We start from the raw sequence: 17243 nt of genomic DNA, 5'->3' as shown, positions 1-17243 counted from the left end.
TTACGCATAACGTAATTTGATTGGTATTGACCGTCAAGCTATAAAGACGCCCATTCGTTACAGGATCAAACCGCCACCATGGAAAAACCTACCAGCGACAGCAACGGCAAACAGAAAGTCCGCTCGGCTGAGGTTGGCACCGACATCCTCAAGGCTCTGGCCGAGTTGTCGCCCTCGACTTCGCTGTCGCGCCTGGCTGAACACGTGCAGATGCCGGCGAGCAAGGTTCACCGCTATTTGCAGGCCTTGATCGCCAGCGGTTTTGCCGAACAGAACGCCGCCACCAACCATTACGGCCTGGGCCGCGAAGCCTTGCGCGTAGGGTTGGCGGCACTCAACAGTATGGACGTGCTGAAAGTTGCCGCCCTGCCCTTGTCCGAGTTGCGTGACGACTTGAACGAAACCTGTTTTCTGGCGGTATGGGGTAACCAGGGCGCGACCGTGGTGCATATCGAACCGGCGGTGCGTGCGGTGACGGTGGTGACACAACTGGGCTCGGTGTTGCCATTGCTCAGTTCTTCGACGGGACTGGTATTTGGCGCCTACCTGCCCAGGCGTGAAACCGTGGACCTGCGCGATCAGGAGTTGCAGAGCAGCGCCACCCACAGCTTGGCGGATGATCAGGCGTACACGACGATGTGCGAACAGATCCGCCAACGGGGCCTGCATCATGTGCATGGATTGTTGATGCCCGGTGTGGATGCCTTGTCGGCACCGGTATTCAACGCCATGGGCAAGATTGCGGCAGTACTGACCGTGGTCGGGCCGACCTCGCTGTTCCATGCCGATGAAAACGGTCCCGCGGCGCAGCGTTTGCTGTCTGCCACACGAGCAGTGAGTTGGCGCATGGGTTATCAGCCAGACGCATTGACAACCTGAACGCAACGGCGCTGATCAGACGGGCAGGATCAGCCCCAGCTTCTTGCCCATCGCCACGGCTTGCGTCCGACGCTCAACCCCCAATTTGCTGTGGATTCTCCGGGCGTGGGTTTTCACCGTATGCAAGGAGATGAACAGTCGCTCGGCAATTTGCTGATTGGAACTGCCTTGGGCAATGAGACCCAGCACCTCAATCTCCCGGGTACTCAGCGGGCTGACATCGGCGAGCATGGCCGTCACCGACTCTTCCCCGCGCAAACGGCTGAGCAAGTTCGGCTGGCGCAGCCCCAGTTCACGCAACGCCTGTTGCCCATTACAACGCTTCACCAGCGCCAGGCCCGCCTCCAAAGCCGCCCTGGCCAGCCTGGGCTCCGCGGTCAGGTCCGCCACTTCGCTGATCGCCAAATGCAATTCCGTTTCCAGCGCCAGCATGGCATGCCGTTGCGCGTGATCGAGCAACTCCTGCAGCCGATCCAGCGGCTTTTGCGTCTGTTGCAAATGCATCTGCGCCAACACCAATTGGTACTCGATACGGGCAATCAGTTGAAGCGTGGCCGGTGGCGCCTGGCGTGCACGAGGCCCGCGATAGTGACGCAAGACACGGGTCAGCGCTTCACAGGCCAACTCCGGTCGCCCTTGCTGCAACCAGAAATGGCTGCTGATTTGCAGCAGCACCCCGCGATACACCGTATCGGGAATCTGGCGCTGCTGCATCACGCGTTCGGCTTCGCGCAAACGATCAAACGCAAGGGCGTAATCGCGCTGATTGGCGGCCATCTGCGCTTGCCCGAGAAAGCCATACAGCGCGTGCTTGTCCTGGCTTTGCAGGCAGTCCTCCAGGCCGGACTGGAAGAAACCGGCGGCCAACTCATCTTGTCCCTGACAGAGGGCCAACCGTCCTCGCCGCAGGGCAATTCGCCCCAATAACGGCGTCGGTCGATCAGCCTGTCGGGACAACAGGTCAAAAACTTCAGCCAACAAGCTCTCGGCGCGTCGGGGCGCACCGCGCATCTCCAGCAACTGCGCGTGATCGAGTTCAAGCAGCCCTTCGAACAATAGCGAGCCTTGGGCGCGCGCCAGACACAGCGCCTCACGATTGAACGTCTGCGCCGCATCGAGTTCGGCGTTGAGCAAGGCCTGCTGGGTCAGACCCGACAGGCACAACAATCGCACCGGCCAGGCATCGACGCTCAACTCGGCCAGCGCATCGAGAAAGTGCGCACGGGCCGCCTCCATGCGGCCTTGCAAATGCAGCAACCAGCCCTGTTGCGCCTGCCAGCGTGCCAGCAGTTGCCGTTGCAGTTTTTGCGTAGGCTGTGGGGCAAATCGAGCCAGTTGCTCAATGCACACGGCAGCATGATCGAAGCGCCCGGCAAACAACAACGCCGCAGTAACCAGTCCCACCAATTGCGGTGTAACAAGGGTCAGCTCAGCCTGTTGACGCTCGTGTAGATTCAACAACAGACAAGCATTTTCACGCCGGAACAAATGCTCGAAGCTGAAGTGCTGCAACAGGCTGACCGCAACTTCGAACTCCTGCGCCAACAGAGCCTGCTCGAACGCACCTTGCCAGTCTTCTTCGGTGCTGAACCATTGGCACGCGCGGCGATGCCAGGATCGCCCGGCCGGGGTCGGCTCTTCACGCATCGCCCGGGCCAATGGCTCGAAGATCCGCAACCACTCGACGGAGTCCTCCCTGGGTTCAATGAAGCAGCCCATTTCCTGCAACGCGTGCAGCCACTGTGCGCCCTCACCCGTACCGAAAAGATGCTCGCACAGGCTGGCGTTGAAGCGTGGCAGATGAACCAACACCTGCCAGACTTCAACCAACTCCGGCGGCAAGGTGTTGAACAACTCATGCTGCAGATAATCGAGCAGCGTCGCCGAACGCCCCTGTTCACCAGACCACGGACAACCATTGAGCAACGCGATCCGCACGCCAGCGCACCAGCCACCGCTGCGCTCAACTACCCTTTTGGCGGTTTGTGCCGCCAGGGTCGGCTCGACATGACCGAGCAACTGCCCGACCTCGGCCTCGGTAAACGCCAGCGTCCGGCCTTCGCACTCGTACAACTCATCATCCAGCAGCAGCCGCGGCCAATTGCAGGATGGTCGTCGACGGGAGCTCAGCCACCAGGTCAGCGCCGGGCTGGCGACGGCCAACAGGCGATCGAGCATCCGGTCGAGTTCCGGATTGGGTGCGCGGCAGTAATCATCCAGAAACAGCCAGGTCGGCGCCTGTAATCGGGCCAGATGCGCCAGCAGCCCGGGCTCATCCGCCGAGGGCAGACCCAGCGCTTGCGTCAGGCGCAACAGAAAATCGGCTGCACTCAACGACGCCCCCGCCAGCGGCAGCCAACAGACCCGAGAGTGCTCCGGCGCCCGCAGCAGGCATTCGGTGAGCAACGCGCTCTTGCCACTACCGGCCGGCGCGCAAAGTAACTTCACCCGCGCGGTCGAGACCAGCATGGGCTCGATCAGCCGCTCGCGGGACAGATGATGGGACGACAGTCGGGGCAGGAAACCGGGGTGGTCCAGACAGTGCGTCATTGCAGTCATTGTGGTGCGCCTTTTTTATAATTCTGGCGCCACCCTAGACCCCTCCCGAGCGCTTGTTGAAGAAGTATTCAACACACTGATCGACCGCTATAAAAAAGGTGACCGCCAAGTCACCCTTTTGTGTAGGAGCCTGTAGGAAACCTACCGAACCCCTGTGCTACGCAAGGCTGCTGGCGTGTAGTCCCCCGCTTTTGCATCGATGTTGAATTCGAAGCTGCGCTTCTCTTCGTTCTTCATTCCCAGGGCGATATAGCGGCCGGCAATCAGGTCATACAGCGCTTCGACGGTGTAGGTCGGCACCTGGTGATCGTAGTAGAACTGGGCATGCCCTTCGGCGACGCGCCAAAGCTGGCCACGCCCGTCGTAGTGGTCGGCCAGCGCCACTTGCCAGCTGTCTTCATCGATGTACATGTGGCGTTTGGCGTACACGTGGCGCTCGCTCGGCTTGACCGTGGCGACGACTTCCCAGACCCGGTGCAACTCATAGCGAGTCAGGTCCTGATTGATGTGCCCGGCCTTGATCACATCGGTGTATTTGAGGTCTGGCGAGTCGAGCTTGTAGCTGTTGTAGGGGATGTACATCTCCTTCTTGCCGATCAGTTTCCAGTCGTAGCGATCCGGTGCGCCGGAAAACATATCGAAGTTATCGGTAGTGCGCAGGCCGTCGGATGAGGTGCCGACGCCGTCATAAGCGACCTGTGGCGCACGCCGTACCCGGCGCTGTCCAGCGTTGTAGATCCAGGCCTTGCGCGGCTCCTTGACCTGGTCGAGGGTCTCGTGGACCAGCAACACGTTGCCCGCCAGCCGCGCCGGTGCGGTCACTTCCTGCTTGAAGTAATTGAGGACGTTATCGTCGCTGCCCGGTTTCAGATCACCGAGCAACGACGGCACGGCGACCTCGTCCTTGAAGCGGATCACGGTGAAATCGCCATTGGACTGCGGTGTCGCCTGGGTGATGGTGCGGCGCAGATTGCCGCCGTGGTAACGCGTGACGTGGTTCCAGATCACTTCCACGCCATTCTTCGGAATCGGGAACGCGTAGTAGCGATTGCCGGTGAAATTGGCCAGACCGTTACCGTCGTTGATCGGTGTTACGTTCAGAGCGCTGCGTTTGGCCGACTCATAGATTTCCGCCGGTAACGCCACGGTGCGGTGGCTGGGATAGACCGGAATCTTGTAAGTCTCTGGATAGCGCTTGAACATCGCGATCTGGCCGTCGGAGAGTTTGTCCTTGTACTTGTCGACGGTCGCCGCGGTGATCACGAACAACGGCTTTTCGTTGGCGAACGGGTCGGCCAGGAAACCTTTGCTGTCCACCGCGCCAGCATTTTTCGGGATGCCGCCGGTCCAGGCCGGAATCGAGCCATCGGCATTGCCGGCCTTCTCGGCACCGAGTGGGGTCAGGCTGGTGCCGAGCTTGTTGGCTTCTTCCGGCGACACCGCGGCCATCACGTTGGCAGCCAGCAGACTCAGGGCCAGAACGGTGCCCAATTGCAGAATCATCTTGCGCATTGAATTCATCCTTTTCAGCCAGATCAGAAGTTCACACCAAAGCTCAACGCCACGAAGTCACGGTCAGTGAGGACGTTGTAGTCCCCGCCGAAAAAGTCGGTGTAACTGAGGCTCGCGGTATAGGTGTTGCGATAGTCCGCGTCGACACCGAAGCTGATGGCCTTGGCGCCTTCGTTGAACAGACCGTTGGGGCCAAAGCCGGAGACGTCGTGGGACCACGAGAGGTTGGGTCTGAAATTGATCCCGGCGATCAGGTTGTTGTAATCGAGAATGGCCCGGGCGCGATAACCCCACGACGTCGAGGTCACGAAGCCGCCGGTATCACCGCCGAAACCATACTGACCAAACACCGAGTCGCGGCCGTAGCGCAGTTTGGTGCGCGGCTCCAGGCCGCCGACCCGAACCACCGCCGCCTCGCCCACCAGGGTCAGGCGATCCGCACCCGCGACCTGATCGATGAAATGCGTCAGGGTGCTCTGGACCTGCGTCACCTCCTTGCGGCGGTAGCCTTTGTTGTCGGCCCCCGGTGTAGTGGCGATGGGCGATGCCGCACCACCTGCAATCGGATTGAGCATGGCCAGGGTCAGGTCATTGGTGTTGACCTGCACCGGGAGGTTGGGGCGGTAGCTGATTTCGCCGCTCCACGCGGTGCCGGTGGATAACGTGGTGGAGAAGCTTGCGCCGTAGAGGCGGATGTCCTCCGGGTATTCGAGGTAATACTGGCCACGACCGAGCATCACACTTTGGGCCAGGCCCGAACCGCTGCCGGGCGCGATGCGGTTGGCGGCGGCAACGATCCCCGGAAGGCTTGCCAGCGTACCGGGGCCAGCGGTGGTGGTCCCGACATTCGGTGAGCGGCTGTGGTAGTTCATGAAGTACAGGCCGTACTCGGTGTCGTCCCCCAGCCAGCGCAATGCCGTCCCCCACTGTCCGGAGTCCCGGGCATCGCGGTCGCCACCACGGGGAACGATCACCCCCTCCTTGCTGACTTCGAAGCCCTGGCCAAAGGCAGCAGCAATCGGCTGCAGCGGTGCAATGGCCGGGTTGGCGACGGTGTAACCCTTGTTGCAACCATCGGCCACCACATCGACGCCGAAGAAGGTGCCGCAGTTATCGACAACCGTCTGGTCCCACTCCAGTTGATAGAAGCCTTCGACCGTCAATTTGTCCGTCAGCCCCTGGGAGGCAAACAGCATGTTGACCGGAATCAGGCCTTCCTTGATCTCTGCCCCCGGTCGACGGAACGCGGACACGTCGACCGGGTTGATGCTGTTGATCGAGTTGCCGATGAAAGTACTTTCGCCCCAACTGACCACCTGCTTGCCGGCGCGGACCGTGCCCGGCAAATCGGCGAGGGAGTAGTTGTGATAGACGAAAGCGTCGAGGATTTGTCCGCCTGAAGACTTGGCGCCCTCTTTGCGATTGTGATCGCTGATGTCCTTGAATGGCCGGCTCTCATCTTTCAGTTCGAAGTCGTACCAGTACTTGCCACGCACAAACGCACCGGTGTCGCCGTACTTCAGTTCGAGGTCGTGAATCCCCTTGAAGATTTTCGAGAAGGTTTCACCCTTCTTGAAATTCAATCGCCCGTCGTCGCCGGTCGAAGACTGGCCGGAACCGCCGTTGACGGTGCCCACCAGGGCGTTATCCGCATCACGCACGCCCCAACTCGCGCCGACCGACAGCGAGGAATCGAACGTCCCCTCGATTTCCCCAATGTTGAACGAAATGGCCTGTGCCTGGGCACAGCAGCCCAATGCAACCGCAGCCGCCAGCGCCTGTGGTGTGAAGATGGCGCGCATTGTTGTTTTTGTCATGCGTCTTCCCCGGTGAGTGACAGAAGGCCTCACCCTACTGCCGGGCACCGGGGTCGATAAGCGCACCAAGGAGGTATTCGTGGTGTACCTCTAAAGGATGACCGGCACAGGGTCATCACCCAGAGGACGAGCAGCCGAATCCTGACTGTTGCCGGGGTTGCAACAGTGCATGTCCGTAATTGGTATTTTTCCTACGACACCAAGGGCTTATTCTTGCCTGGCTGTCACGGTAAACCACCGCAGGCACGATGTACCGGCCTGCGCCGTGATGAAAGATTTCAGATGAATTGAGGATTCGGTTCATCGCCCCGCGTTCACTGACGTTGATTTGTAGCTCCTGATCCAACGTCTTACCTTGGCCGCTGCGTTTGCAGCGGCCTTTTTTATGGGCGATGTTTTTTGATGAGTAACGGCTGCCCGTCAGTCCCCCCTGAGCATCCAGAAAAAACTTAGCGCGCCTACATTTTTTTCAGAAAGCGCCTACAGCCAAAGGTAAACACCAAAAGCACTCGAGCCATTAAGTTGAACAACAAGTCGGCGCACGATTTTTATTTTCGTCCGGCTTCAAACTTACTTATTGCGAGTGCAACCATGAAATCCATCAACTACAACCAGTATCGCTCAATCCGAAGCTTCAACAGTCGAATACACTTTCTGATTCTTCACTACACGGCCGCTAACTTTTCAAGTTCTGTCAGTGCCCTGACCGGCCCGTATGTCAGCGCGCACTATCTGATTCCAGATATCACTGACCCCAGTTACCTGAGCGCCGGTCATACCGGGCAGGAAGTTTTCAACCTGGTGGATGAAACCCATCGCGCTTGGCACGCGGGCGTCAGTCAGTGGGGCAACCGCAGCAATTTGAATGACACGTCCATCGGCATTGAAGTCGTCAACCTGGCGACTGACAACAACGGCGAATTCACCTTTCCGCCGTATCACCCCAAGCAGATCGCTGCGATTGAACAACTGGCCCTGAACATCCTCAAGCGCTACCCGGATATCACGCCGACGAAGGTTTTGGGCCACTCCGATGTTTCGATCGGCCGCAAGAGTGACCCGGGGCCGATGTTTCCCTGGCAGGCGCTGTACTTGAAGGGCGTCGGCGCCTGGTTCGATGCAACCACTCGGGACAAGTATCTGCGCCAATACAACACTTCGGGCGTTCCAGCCCGAAGCGAATTGCTGAAGCTGTTCAAAACCTATGGATACGATGTTTCGGGCGCTTCCACTGAAGGCGGTTTTCAACAGTTGGTGCGGGCATTCCAGATGCATTTTCGCCCGGAAAACTTCGACGGAAAAATGGACGTGCAAACAGCCGCCAATCTGAAGGCACTGGTAGTCAAATACTTTCCCGGCTGATCGGTAACAAATGGCTCCCAGCCGACAAATGCAACAACCGGCAAGGTCAATCAATGTGGCCTTGCCGGCGGTATCAGAGCGTATATCTCTGCAAATTCCCCATCATTTCCTTCAGCGCTTCGATGTTGTCTTTCGGATGCGCCGCGCCTTCGAAATCACAGATCTGCTGCCAATGAGCTGCCACGTCTTCCGGGGAGAAACCTGTCCGTGGATCGAACCCGGCACCGAGGCTGCGCTCCCAGCGGACCTTGCCCATCCAGCCGCCGCCGACTTCAAACAGGCCGGAAGTTTCCTGGCAATTCTCGCTGGCCAGGTACACCACCAGCGGGCTGACCAGTTCCGGCTTGAGCTGTTCGAAGACTTGCGGCGGGATCAGGCCTTCGGTCATGCGTGTGCCGCCGGTGGGGGCGATGGCGTTGACCAGGATGTTGTTCTTGCGGCCTTCAATGGCCAGGGTGCGGGTCAGGCCGTAGAGACCGAGCTTGGCCATGCCGTAGTTGGACTGGCCGAAGTTGCCATAGATGCCCGAGGTCGACGCGGTGAAAATCACCCGGCCGTAGTTCTGCTCGCGCATGTGCGGCCAGGCGGCGCGGGTGACTTTGTAGGCACCTTCGACGTGGACGCGGTAAACCAGGTCCCAGTCGGCGTCATCCATTTTGTGGAAGGTCTTGTCACGCAGGATCCCGGCGTTGTTGACCACTACGTCGACTCGACCGAAGACGTCCAGAGCGTGCTGGACCAGTTTGTCACCGTCAGTGACCGAGTCGTGGTTGGCCTCGGCGATGCCACCAGCCTCGCGAATGTCCGCCACCACGCGGTCGGCGGCCGAGGCGTTGGCGCCCTCACCCTGGGCCGAGCCGCCAAGATCGTTGACCAGCACCCTGGCGCCCTGTTTGGCGAACAGCAGTGCATGCGCCCGTCCCAGGCCGCCACCGGCTCCGGTGATGATCACGACTTTATCTTCGAAGCGCACAGACTCATTCATGGGGGACTCCAGCAGGCCAGGGGACAATGAGTCCGAGTTTCAGGCACTGCGCAGCGGGTCACAATGAACAAGGGGGAGGCTGAATGGTGGGCGATAAGGCTGGGGGATGATGATCGCGTCGGACAGGATGACGCGCCCCCTGTGGCGAGGGAGCTTGCTCCCTCGCCACAGAAGCAGAACAGGTTCAACGCTACGAATCAGGAACACGCCACCTTGCGCGACGGCAAGAGCAGTTGATCGCGAAACGCCAGGTAGTGCTTGAGCACCTCGCAGGGCGCCTCGATCTGTGGGTAGTGGCCAATGTCGGGCAACACCACCGTGTCCGCCTTCGGGATCAGTTCCCGGTAACGCTCGACCATGTGCACGCCGGAGATCGGATCGACCCCGCCGTCGATCACTCGCAGCGGCACTTCACCGCGTTGCATCGCGCTCACCCAGCGGTTGCGCCAGACGCGTCGCTCCGGGATGTAGGCGATCAATTTGTGCATGATCCGTGGCCCGCGCTGGCTTTCGACCAGGCTCCAGAAGTCATCCATCTGGCTTTCACTGGGACGGGTTTGCGGACCGAAAATCTGCCGGAAGCTTCTCACCAGGCCATCACGGCTGAAGGCACGGCCAATGATCCAGCCCAAAGGGCTGAGCAAGAGTTTTTGCATCAATACCGGGCGATGGGTTTCCGGAAACAACCCGCCATTGAGAAACACGCAACTGGCCAGCTCCACCCGCGACTCGTAATGCCGGGCCAGCAGTTCCTGGGCCACGCTGTCGCCGTAATCGTGGGCAAACAGGTGCACCGGCTGTTCGACATTCAGGTGTTCAAGCAGTGCCTGTTGCAGATCCGCTTGCTCCAGCAGGCTGTATTCGTGATTCGCAGGTTTAGCTGAATCGCCGAAGCCCAGCATGTCGCAAGCGATCACGCGAAACCGCTGGGTCAAAGGCTGCCACAGGTAATGCCAGTCCCAACTGGCGGACGGAAAGCCGTGAATGAGCAGCAGTGGCTCACCCTGCCCTGCTGTCCAGTAACGGATGCTCTGGTCACGAAAGATGAACGTCTGGCTGCGCTTGCGCCAGACACACAGAGGGATCTCGGCGAGTTCCATCAGAGTTTATAGCCCGGGTCCAGTTTATCGAGTTTGCGCAGCAGCGCCGGCCACGCCAGCGCTCCGCCCATGCCTTGAGCACTTCTGGTGACACCCGCGATCATGGCTTTGGCGCCGGCCAGAATCCGCGGTTCGATGGCGATCAGTTCAGTGGCACCGTTTTGCGCCATGACCTGAATGTCGCAGGCACGCTGAAAGGTGAACATCATCAGGAACGTATCGGCGATGGTGCTGCCGCAGGTCAGCAGACCGTGGTTATGCAGCATCAGGAAATTGTTTTCACCGAGGTCGGCCTGCAGCCGCACTTTCTCTTCATGGTTGAGCGCTACGCCTTCGTAGGCGTGGTAGGCCAGGCTGGAAAGCACGAACAACGACTGTTGGCTGATCGGCAAAACGCCCTGCTTCTGTGCCGACACCGCCACCCCTGAAGCGGTGTGGGTGTGGAGCACGCAGACGACATCGTGACGAACTTCATGCACGGCGCTGTGGATGGTGTATCCCGCCGGATTGATCTCGTAAGGACTGTCCATCAGCTTGTTGCCGGCCTGATCCACCTTGACCAGGCTCGACGCGGTAATTTCATGAAACATCAACCCGAACGGGTTGATCAGGAAATCTTCGGTGCCAGGCACCTTGGCGGAGATATGGGTGAAGATCAGGTCATCCCAGCCGTGTTGAGCGACCAGGCGATAACAAGCCGCCAGGTCGACGCGGGTCTGCCACTCGGCAGCACTGACCTGGTGTTTGACTCTGTGTGGCGATTGGACAGGAGCGACAGTCACGGCAAGGAACCTCGGTGTTTTTATGATGGAGTGTTTCCTATGTTTACCGAGTCTAGTCACCCCTTGAGGTTCGTGTACTTGCATTCGCAGCCAGCTTTGTGGCCCTGCGAGTCAGTCGCCCAGCCACCCTGGATCCATGTCAAACGACCGGCGCCAGCGATGGTCTGACAGACAGTTTTTTACCGTACTGTCAGAACCCTGACTGGCAAGGATGCCGGGGCAACGATCAGGCGCGCAGTGCGTTGATCAGGTCCGCCAGCCAGGGCTCGGCGTCCGTCTCGGGGGTCACGCTCTCGCTGGCATCCAGCCGCAGCATTGGCAGTACTTCGCGAATGCCCAGCTCACCGAACAATTCGCGCATCTGCTCGCCGCCGCCACAAAAAGTATCGCCATAACTCGCATCACCCAATCCGATCACCGCGCCCGGCAAACCGCGCCAGGCCGCTGGCAATTGGTCGCGAATGGTCGAATACAGCGGTTGCAGGTTGTCCGGCAGCTCACCCATGCCGGTGGTCGAGGTCACCGCCAGAAAGGCTTCGGGGCCGAACGCCTGGAGATCGGCGAGGGTCGCACGCGGGTTGTGAAAGGTTTCGAAACCGGCGGCTTTCAACAGGCTGGCGGCGTGGCGGGCAACTTCTTCGGCCGTGCCGTACACCGAGCCGGAAATGATGGCGACTTTCATCAATCTGATCCTGAATCCGAGTAAAAGACCCGGATATTAACAGCACGGTCGTGATTGTTCTTTTAGAATGCAATCGACAATCAATCAGGAAAGGATCCTCCGATGATTAATGCGCAACTGCTGCAAATGGCGATCAACACCTCCAACGACGGTATCGTGATTGCGGAAAAGGAAGGCGATCAGGACAAAATCCTCATTTACGTCAACCCCGCGTTCGAACGCCTGACGGGGTACTCCAGCGAAGAAATCCTCTATCAGGATTGCCGCTTCCTGCAGTCGGGAGACCGCGACCAGGAAGCCCTGCCGTTGATTCGCGACGCCTTGAACCGTGAAGGATCCTGCCGGGAAATACTGCGCAACTACCGCAAGGACGGCACACCGTTCTGGAACGAGCTGTCCCTTTCAACGGTGAAAAATCCAGCGGACGGGCAAACCTACTTTGTCGGCGTGCAGAAAGATGTCACCGCGCAGGTCAAGACACAACAGCGCGTGACACAGCTTGAAGCGCAGTTGGCTGAACTCCAGGCCGAACTGACGGCGCTCAAGGCGACGAACGGCAAAAACCAAATCAAGAATTAATGGTCAGTAACTACAATCACCGCTGACTTTGTAACTATATCTTTTGAGCTGGCCATGCAACGCGACGCACTCCTGACCCAGGATGAGCTGGATTTCATCCAGAGCATGCAACACAACCCGCAACTCAATGTGCGGGACGCGACGTCGAGCCTGCTCGTCAACGGGGGATCGCAAATTCGTGACCTGCTCACCCGCCTGGCGGCCCATGAGCAGGTGACCATTCAAGCCACCTTCGAAAACCAGCAAATGACCTTCCCCCTGCACCTGGTGGAAGACGAGTTCCATGCGCTACACCTGCGCCTCGGCGTGCCGAGCATCTATGAAGACGGACCGATGGTCCGGCCTTGGCGCCTGGTACTGGACGAACCGGTAGCACTGGAAAACGCCAAGGGTCAAACAGGCACCCTCTGGGTGCACGAAGTGTCGTGCAAAGGGGTTTTGCTGGAGGTTCGCAACAAGACCAAGCCGCCGAAGCATTTCGCCTTGTGGTTCAGCCCGTCAGGCTATGAGCGGATTGCCTTGCGTGGCACTTTCGAGAAAGAAAACGAACAGGGCTTCTATGCCTATCAACTGAGCCAGAGCGATACGGACGAAACCGAGCGCCTGCGCCAGTTCATCCTGCAACAACATCGGTTGACTCATCCCGCGCTGCACCTCTGAACCTCAAGTATCCAGACTACCCGCCAGGAACTGCTTCAGACGCTGGCTCATGACCTCCCCTTCATTGCCCAGGCATCCGATCGATGACCCGGCCAGGCTCTCCTGTACCAGATCGCAAGCATCACCGGCCAACAACAATCGGCACTCCAGACTCATGGCCAGGCGATTCAAGCGCCGCGGCAACTCGGGAGCCGGCACATGATTGGAAAACAACACCAGCGCCAAGGGCTTGACCCTTTCACACGTCAGCACCAGCTCATCGAACGGCTGACCAATGTTCAGCACGCGAACGGCCGCTGGCCCGGCACTCAGAAACAGGGCGGCGACCAACAGTTCCAGCTCGCGGCAATGGCCAACCAAGGCACAGATGACCACCCGAGGAGGCTGTTTGTCTCGCAGCAACAACAGACGCTGCACCACCCGGGAACGCAAAAATCCATCCAGGAACAACCACTCGCTGGTCCCGCCGAACTGGTCCTGTCGTTGCAACAATTGCTTCCAGACAGGGATCAGAATGTCCTGAAACACCACCGGCAGGGCGTGACTGGAAAAGATTTGCCCGTAGACCTGCTCCAGCCGAATGTCGTCAAACCCGTTGACCGCAGCAAGAACCTGCTGCTGCCACTGTGCATAATCGGCTTCCACGAGGTTGTTGGGGATAATGTGCGACAACGCCTGGAGCGGCTGGGTTTTGGCCAGGATCCTGCCGATCTTGCTGACGACTACACCGCGCTCGACCCAGCCGAGGACATTGCGAACCCGTTCGATATCGGTCAGCGAATACAGGCGATGCCCACTTTCGGTGCGCATTGGAACAATCAGGCCATAACGTCGCTCCCAGGCTCGAAGCGTGACCGGATTGACGCCTGTCAGGCGCGCCACCTCGCGAATCGGATAGAGCTGTTCCTGTTCAAGGGAGACAGCCCGCGGTACACCTGAAACTACGTCAGTAAGGACAGGCATCTAGGATTGTATGTCCATGTGCAGATGGGACCCCATTTAACTCCTCTGCCCCACAACGATTCAAGTTCATAATCGAAAAAAATCGCTCAAAGACGAAACCGGCAGAATCAGGAATAATCCTTGCTTGTTTCAAGCCGCAGCCCACTACCCCGGCGCTGCGCCTGGCGAAGTTCCTATCCGGAGCGACGCAAATGTCTACGGAGATGCACAATGTCTACCCCTCCCGTCACGCTGATGGTTGCGCGCCGCGTTGCCAATGGACGTTATCAAGACCTGATCGCCTGGCTGCGCGAAGGCGAACAACTGGCCACCGACTTTCCTGGCTACCTTGGCTCCGGGGTACTCGCACCGCCGCCCGGTGATGACGAGTTCCAGATTATCTTCCGCTTCGCCGACGAGCAGACCCTGCATGCCTGGGAGCATTCCGCTTCGCGCAGCGCCTGGCTCGGACGCGGCAGCGAGTTGTTCGCCCACCCGACGGAACATCGGGTCAGCGGCATCGAGGGCTGGTTCGGTGCCGTCGGTCAGCGCCCGCCGCGCTGGAAACAGGCCGTGGCAATCTGGTTGGCGTTCTTTCCGGTTTCCCTGCTGTTCAACTTTGCGCTGGGGTCGCTGCTGAGTGAGATGGCGCTGCTGCTCCGCATGTTCATCAGCACCCTGTGCCTGACGCCGTTGATGGTGTATTTCTTCATTCCACTGTCGACCCGTTTGCTGGCCAATTGGCTGAACAGCACGCCCGTACGCCGCTTGCCCGCCGCCCCCTCCACCCAAAACCACTGATATTGCGCACAATAGGTAGAGCGCTCCCGTCGCTGGTATAGTTTTGTTCTCACCGCGACGCGAGCCGTTCATGACTTTTTCTGCAGCCCCCATCCTCATTACCGGAGCCGGCCAGCGTGTCGGCCTGCATTGCGCCCGGCGACTGCTGGAAGATGGCCAGCGCGTGATTTTCAGCTACCGCAGCGAACGACCCGGCGTACAAGCCCTGCGCGATCTGGGGGCCACCGCGGTGTTCGCGGACTTCGCCAGCGAGGCCGGGATCCTCGCCTTCATCAGCGAACTGAAAACCCACACCGACTGTTTACGGGCGATTGTCCACAACGCCTCCGAATGGCTGGCCGAAACGCCGGACACCGACGCTGCAGCGTTCACCCGCATGTTCAGCGTGCACATGCTGGCGCCCTACCTGATCAACCTGCATTGCGCCGACCTGCTGCAACGCTCAAGCCCCGCAGACATCGTGCACATCAGCGATGACGTGACCCGCAAGGGCAGTAGCAGGCACATCGGCTATTGCGCCAGCAAAGCCGGGCTCGACAGCCTGACCCTGTCCTTCGCCGCCAGGTACGCGCCGGCCATCAAGGTCAACGGGATCGCGCCAGCCCTGCTACTGTTCAACCCTGAGGACGACGCGGCCTACCGCGCCAAGGTGCTGGCCAAGTCCGCGCTGGGCATCGAACCCGGCTGCGAAGTGATCTACCAGAGCCTGCGCTATCTGCTCGACAACCCTTATGTCACCGGCACCACCCTGACCGTCAACGGCGGAAGGCACATCAAATAAGTGTCCCGCGAGGATTTTCCATGACGTTATCGCTGCCCCAGAATTATCGAGAGATCCTCATCGGCCTCGGCGAAAACCCCGACCGCGAGGGTTTGCTCGATACACCGACGCGTGCAGCCAAAGCCATGCAGTACCTTTGCCATGGTTACGAGCAAAGTGTCGAAGAGATCGTCAATGGCGCGCTGTTCGCCTCCGACAACGATGAAATGGTCATCGTCGACAACATCGAGCTGTACTCGCTTTGCGAACACCACATGCTGCCCTTCATCGGCAAGGCGCATGTGGCTTATATTCCAACCGGCAAAGTGCTGGGCCTGTCGAAGATCGCACGGCTGGTGGACATGTTCGCCCGGCGCCTGCAAATCCAGGAAAACCTCACCCGGCAAATCGCCGACGCCGTGCAACAGGTGACCGGCGCGGCAGGCGTCGCGGTGGTCATCGAGGCACAGCACATGTGCATGATGATGCGCGGCGTCGAGAAACAGAATTCGACCATGAACACCTCGGTGATGCTCGGCGCCTTCCGCGAGTCGAGCAACACCCGCCAGGAGTTCCTGCAATTGATTGGACGGAGCAAGTAGCAATGCCACAACTTCAGCCAGGCATGGCACGCATCCGGGTCAAAGACCTGTGCCTGCGTACCTTCATCGGCATCAACGAGGATGAAATCCTCAACAAGCAGGATGTGCTGATCAACCTCACCATCCTGTACGCAGCCCAGGAAGCGGTGCGGGACAACGACATCGATCACGCGTTGAACTACCGAACCATTACCAAGGCGATCATTGCCCATGTGGAAGGCAACCGCTTTGCGCTGCTCGAACGCCTGACCCAGGAAATTCTCGACCTGGTGATGGCTAACGCATCGGTGCTCTACGCCGAGGTCGAGGTCGACAAGCCCCACGCGCTGCGATTTGCCGAGTCGGTGTCGATTACGCTGGCAGCGAGCCGCTAGCTTCAAGCCACAAGCGCCAGGCTGTAAACTTGCAGCCACCGCCATCCAACTTGCAGCTTCAAGCGTGCCGCTTGAAGCTGTCTCGCAGAGACCGCCATGACCGATCAACAACGCCTGGAACTCGAAGCCGCCGCCTTTCGCCGGCTGGTGGCCCACCTCGACAGCCGTAAGGATGTGCAAAACATCGACCTGATGAACCTCTCGGGCTTCTGCCGCAACTGCCTGTCCAAGTGGTACAAGGCGGCGGCTGACGAACGCCAGATCGAGGTCAGCCTCGATGAAGCCCGCGAAGTGGTTTACGGCATGCCGTACGCCGAGTGGAAAGCCCAATTTCAGCAAGAAGCCAACGCCGAACAACAGGCGGCGTTCGCCAAAGGAAAACCCAATGAGTGATTTGAACACCCTGCGCGCCAGCCTCAACAGCGGCGAACACGCCTTCGCCGATACTCTGGCGTTCATTGCTGCCGGTTACGACTACCAGCCTCAGGCTTTCAACAATGGTGGCGTGGAAAACGCGGCCGGGCAGAACGAAGGCTCGTGCAAGACCCTGGGTCTGGCGTTGCTCGAAGGCTTGAGTGATGCAGAAGCCCTGCTGGCTTTCGGCGAGCATTACCGTTCGGTGCTGGCGACACCAGAAGGCAGCGATCACACCAACATCCGTGCGTTGATTGCCCATGGCCTGGCCGGGGTGAAGTTCGCTCAGCAACCGCTGACCCGCCGATAACCGCATTCCTGTAGGAGCCGGCTTGCCGGCGAAGGGTCCATTGAGTTTTGCATCATTCTTGCGGACGCCTTCGCTGGCAAGCCAGCTCCTACAGGTTCAGCTGTGTTTGAAACCACAACCCGA

18 protein-coding genes are annotated in these 17243 nt (G+C 59.4%); 10 read left to right on the top strand and 8 right to left on the bottom strand.

The annotated features are described in order from the left end of the window. Window positions 1-78 precede the first annotated feature (78 nt). Window positions 79-879, top strand: a complete 801-nt coding sequence (locus tag AC1D19_RS11385; RefSeq protein ID WP_477752938.1) for an IclR family transcriptional regulator — start codon at window positions 79-81, stop codon at window positions 877-879. Between the two features lie 15 nt (window positions 880-894). Here AC1D19_RS11385 and AC1D19_RS11380 read toward each other — a convergent pair whose 3' ends face one another. From AC1D19_RS11380 to AC1D19_RS11370, 3 genes are all read right to left on the bottom strand, one after another. Next, complete coding sequence (locus AC1D19_RS11380) at window positions 895-3438, bottom strand: LuxR C-terminal-related transcriptional regulator (protein WP_477763233.1); 2544 nt, start codon at window positions 3436-3438, stop codon at window positions 895-897. Between the two features lie 141 nt (window positions 3439-3579). Further along, window positions 3580-4950, bottom strand: coding sequence for a DUF1329 domain-containing protein (locus AC1D19_RS11375; protein ID WP_477752940.1), 1371 nt, complete (start codon window positions 4948-4950; stop codon window positions 3580-3582). A gap of 23 nt (window positions 4951-4973) precedes the next feature. Continuing rightward, a complete protein-coding gene (locus tag AC1D19_RS11370) occupies window positions 4974-6767 on the bottom strand; it encodes a DUF1302 domain-containing protein (protein WP_477763232.1) in 1794 nt (597 codons plus the stop codon). 591 nt (window positions 6768-7358) lie between these two features. Here AC1D19_RS11370 and AC1D19_RS11365 point away from each other — a divergent pair. After that, window positions 7359-8129 carry an N-acetylmuramoyl-L-alanine amidase gene (locus AC1D19_RS11365; protein ID WP_477763334.1) on the top strand — a complete coding sequence of 257 codons (771 nt, stop codon included), beginning with the start codon at window positions 7359-7361 and terminating at the stop codon, window positions 8127-8129. 73 nt (window positions 8130-8202) lie between these two features. Here AC1D19_RS11365 and AC1D19_RS11360 read toward each other — a convergent pair whose 3' ends face one another. The 4 genes from AC1D19_RS11360 to AC1D19_RS11345 form a co-directional block, all read right to left on the bottom strand. Then, window positions 8203-9114, bottom strand: coding sequence for an SDR family oxidoreductase (locus tag AC1D19_RS11360; protein ID WP_115948084.1), 912 nt, complete (start codon window positions 9112-9114; stop codon window positions 8203-8205). 197 nt (window positions 9115-9311) lie between these two features. Further along, the gene (locus AC1D19_RS11355; RefSeq protein WP_477752944.1) at window positions 9312-10214 is read right to left on the bottom strand and encodes an alpha/beta fold hydrolase; all 903 of its coding nucleotides are present in this window, start codon (window positions 10212-10214) and stop codon (window positions 9312-9314) included. Continuing rightward, a complete protein-coding gene (locus tag AC1D19_RS11350) occupies window positions 10214-10996 on the bottom strand; it encodes a class II aldolase/adducin family protein (protein WP_477763231.1) in 783 nt (260 codons plus the stop codon). Before AC1D19_RS11350 ends, AC1D19_RS11355 begins: the two co-directional genes overlap by 1 nt. Window positions 10997-11222: 226 nt before the next feature. Then, a complete protein-coding gene (locus AC1D19_RS11345; protein ID WP_477752946.1) occupies window positions 11223-11678 on the bottom strand; it encodes a flavodoxin in 456 nt (151 codons plus the stop codon). A gap of 102 nt (window positions 11679-11780) precedes the next feature. Here AC1D19_RS11345 and AC1D19_RS11340 point away from each other — a divergent pair, with 102 nt between their 5' ends. Both AC1D19_RS11340 and AC1D19_RS11335 read left to right on the top strand, forming a co-directional pair. Continuing rightward, on the top strand, window positions 11781-12257 hold the full coding sequence (locus tag AC1D19_RS11340) for a PAS domain S-box protein (protein ID WP_477752947.1): 477 nt from the start codon (window positions 11781-11783) through the stop codon (window positions 12255-12257). Window positions 12258-12311: 54 nt separating this feature from the next. Continuing rightward, the gene (locus AC1D19_RS11335; RefSeq protein ID WP_477752948.1) at window positions 12312-12917 is read left to right on the top strand and encodes a hypothetical protein; all 606 of its coding nucleotides are present in this window, start codon (window positions 12312-12314) and stop codon (window positions 12915-12917) included. Window positions 12918-12920: 3 nt separating this feature from the next. Here the strand turns inward: AC1D19_RS11335 and AC1D19_RS11330 are convergent, their stop codons facing one another. Then, complete coding sequence (locus tag AC1D19_RS11330) at window positions 12921-13880, bottom strand: MerR family transcriptional regulator (RefSeq protein WP_477763230.1); 960 nt, start codon at window positions 13878-13880, stop codon at window positions 12921-12923. Window positions 13881-14090: 210 nt separating this feature from the next. Between AC1D19_RS11330 and AC1D19_RS11325 the strand changes: the two genes are divergently transcribed. The 6 genes from AC1D19_RS11325 to AC1D19_RS11300 all read left to right on the top strand — a co-directional run bounded on the left by AC1D19_RS11325 (window position 14091) and on the right by AC1D19_RS11300 (window position 17120). Next, window positions 14091-14660 carry an antibiotic biosynthesis monooxygenase gene (locus AC1D19_RS11325; RefSeq protein WP_477763229.1) on the top strand — a complete coding sequence of 190 codons (570 nt, stop codon included), beginning with the start codon at window positions 14091-14093 and terminating at the stop codon, window positions 14658-14660. 70 nt (window positions 14661-14730) lie between these two features. Then, window positions 14731-15441: a dihydromonapterin reductase gene (gene folM, locus AC1D19_RS11320; protein WP_477752951.1), complete on the top strand. Its 711-nt coding sequence runs from the start codon at window positions 14731-14733 to the stop codon at window positions 15439-15441. 20 nt (window positions 15442-15461) lie between these two features. Next, window positions 15462-16022 (top strand): GTP cyclohydrolase I FolE, encoded by a 561-nt coding sequence (folE, locus tag AC1D19_RS11315; RefSeq protein WP_223455605.1) that lies wholly within the window; start codon window positions 15462-15464, stop codon window positions 16020-16022. Window positions 16023-16024: 2 nt separating this feature from the next. Beyond that, complete coding sequence (gene folX / locus AC1D19_RS11310; protein ID WP_007970304.1) at window positions 16025-16396, top strand: dihydroneopterin triphosphate 2'-epimerase; 372 nt, start codon at window positions 16025-16027, stop codon at window positions 16394-16396. Window positions 16397-16492: 96 nt separating this feature from the next. Then, window positions 16493-16789, top strand: coding sequence for a DUF1244 domain-containing protein (locus AC1D19_RS11305; RefSeq protein ID WP_218429330.1), 297 nt, complete (start codon window positions 16493-16495; stop codon window positions 16787-16789). Beyond that, window positions 16782-17120 (top strand): HopJ type III effector protein, encoded by a 339-nt coding sequence (locus AC1D19_RS11300; RefSeq protein WP_477763228.1) that lies wholly within the window; start codon window positions 16782-16784, stop codon window positions 17118-17120. Before AC1D19_RS11305 ends, AC1D19_RS11300 begins: the two co-directional genes overlap by 8 nt. Window positions 17121-17243 lie beyond the last annotated feature (123 nt).

Source organism: Pseudomonas sp. P1_C12 (assembly GCF_056406435.1).
Note: the sequence above shows the minus strand (reverse complement) of the source record. Positions and strands in the feature narration are given on the sequence as shown.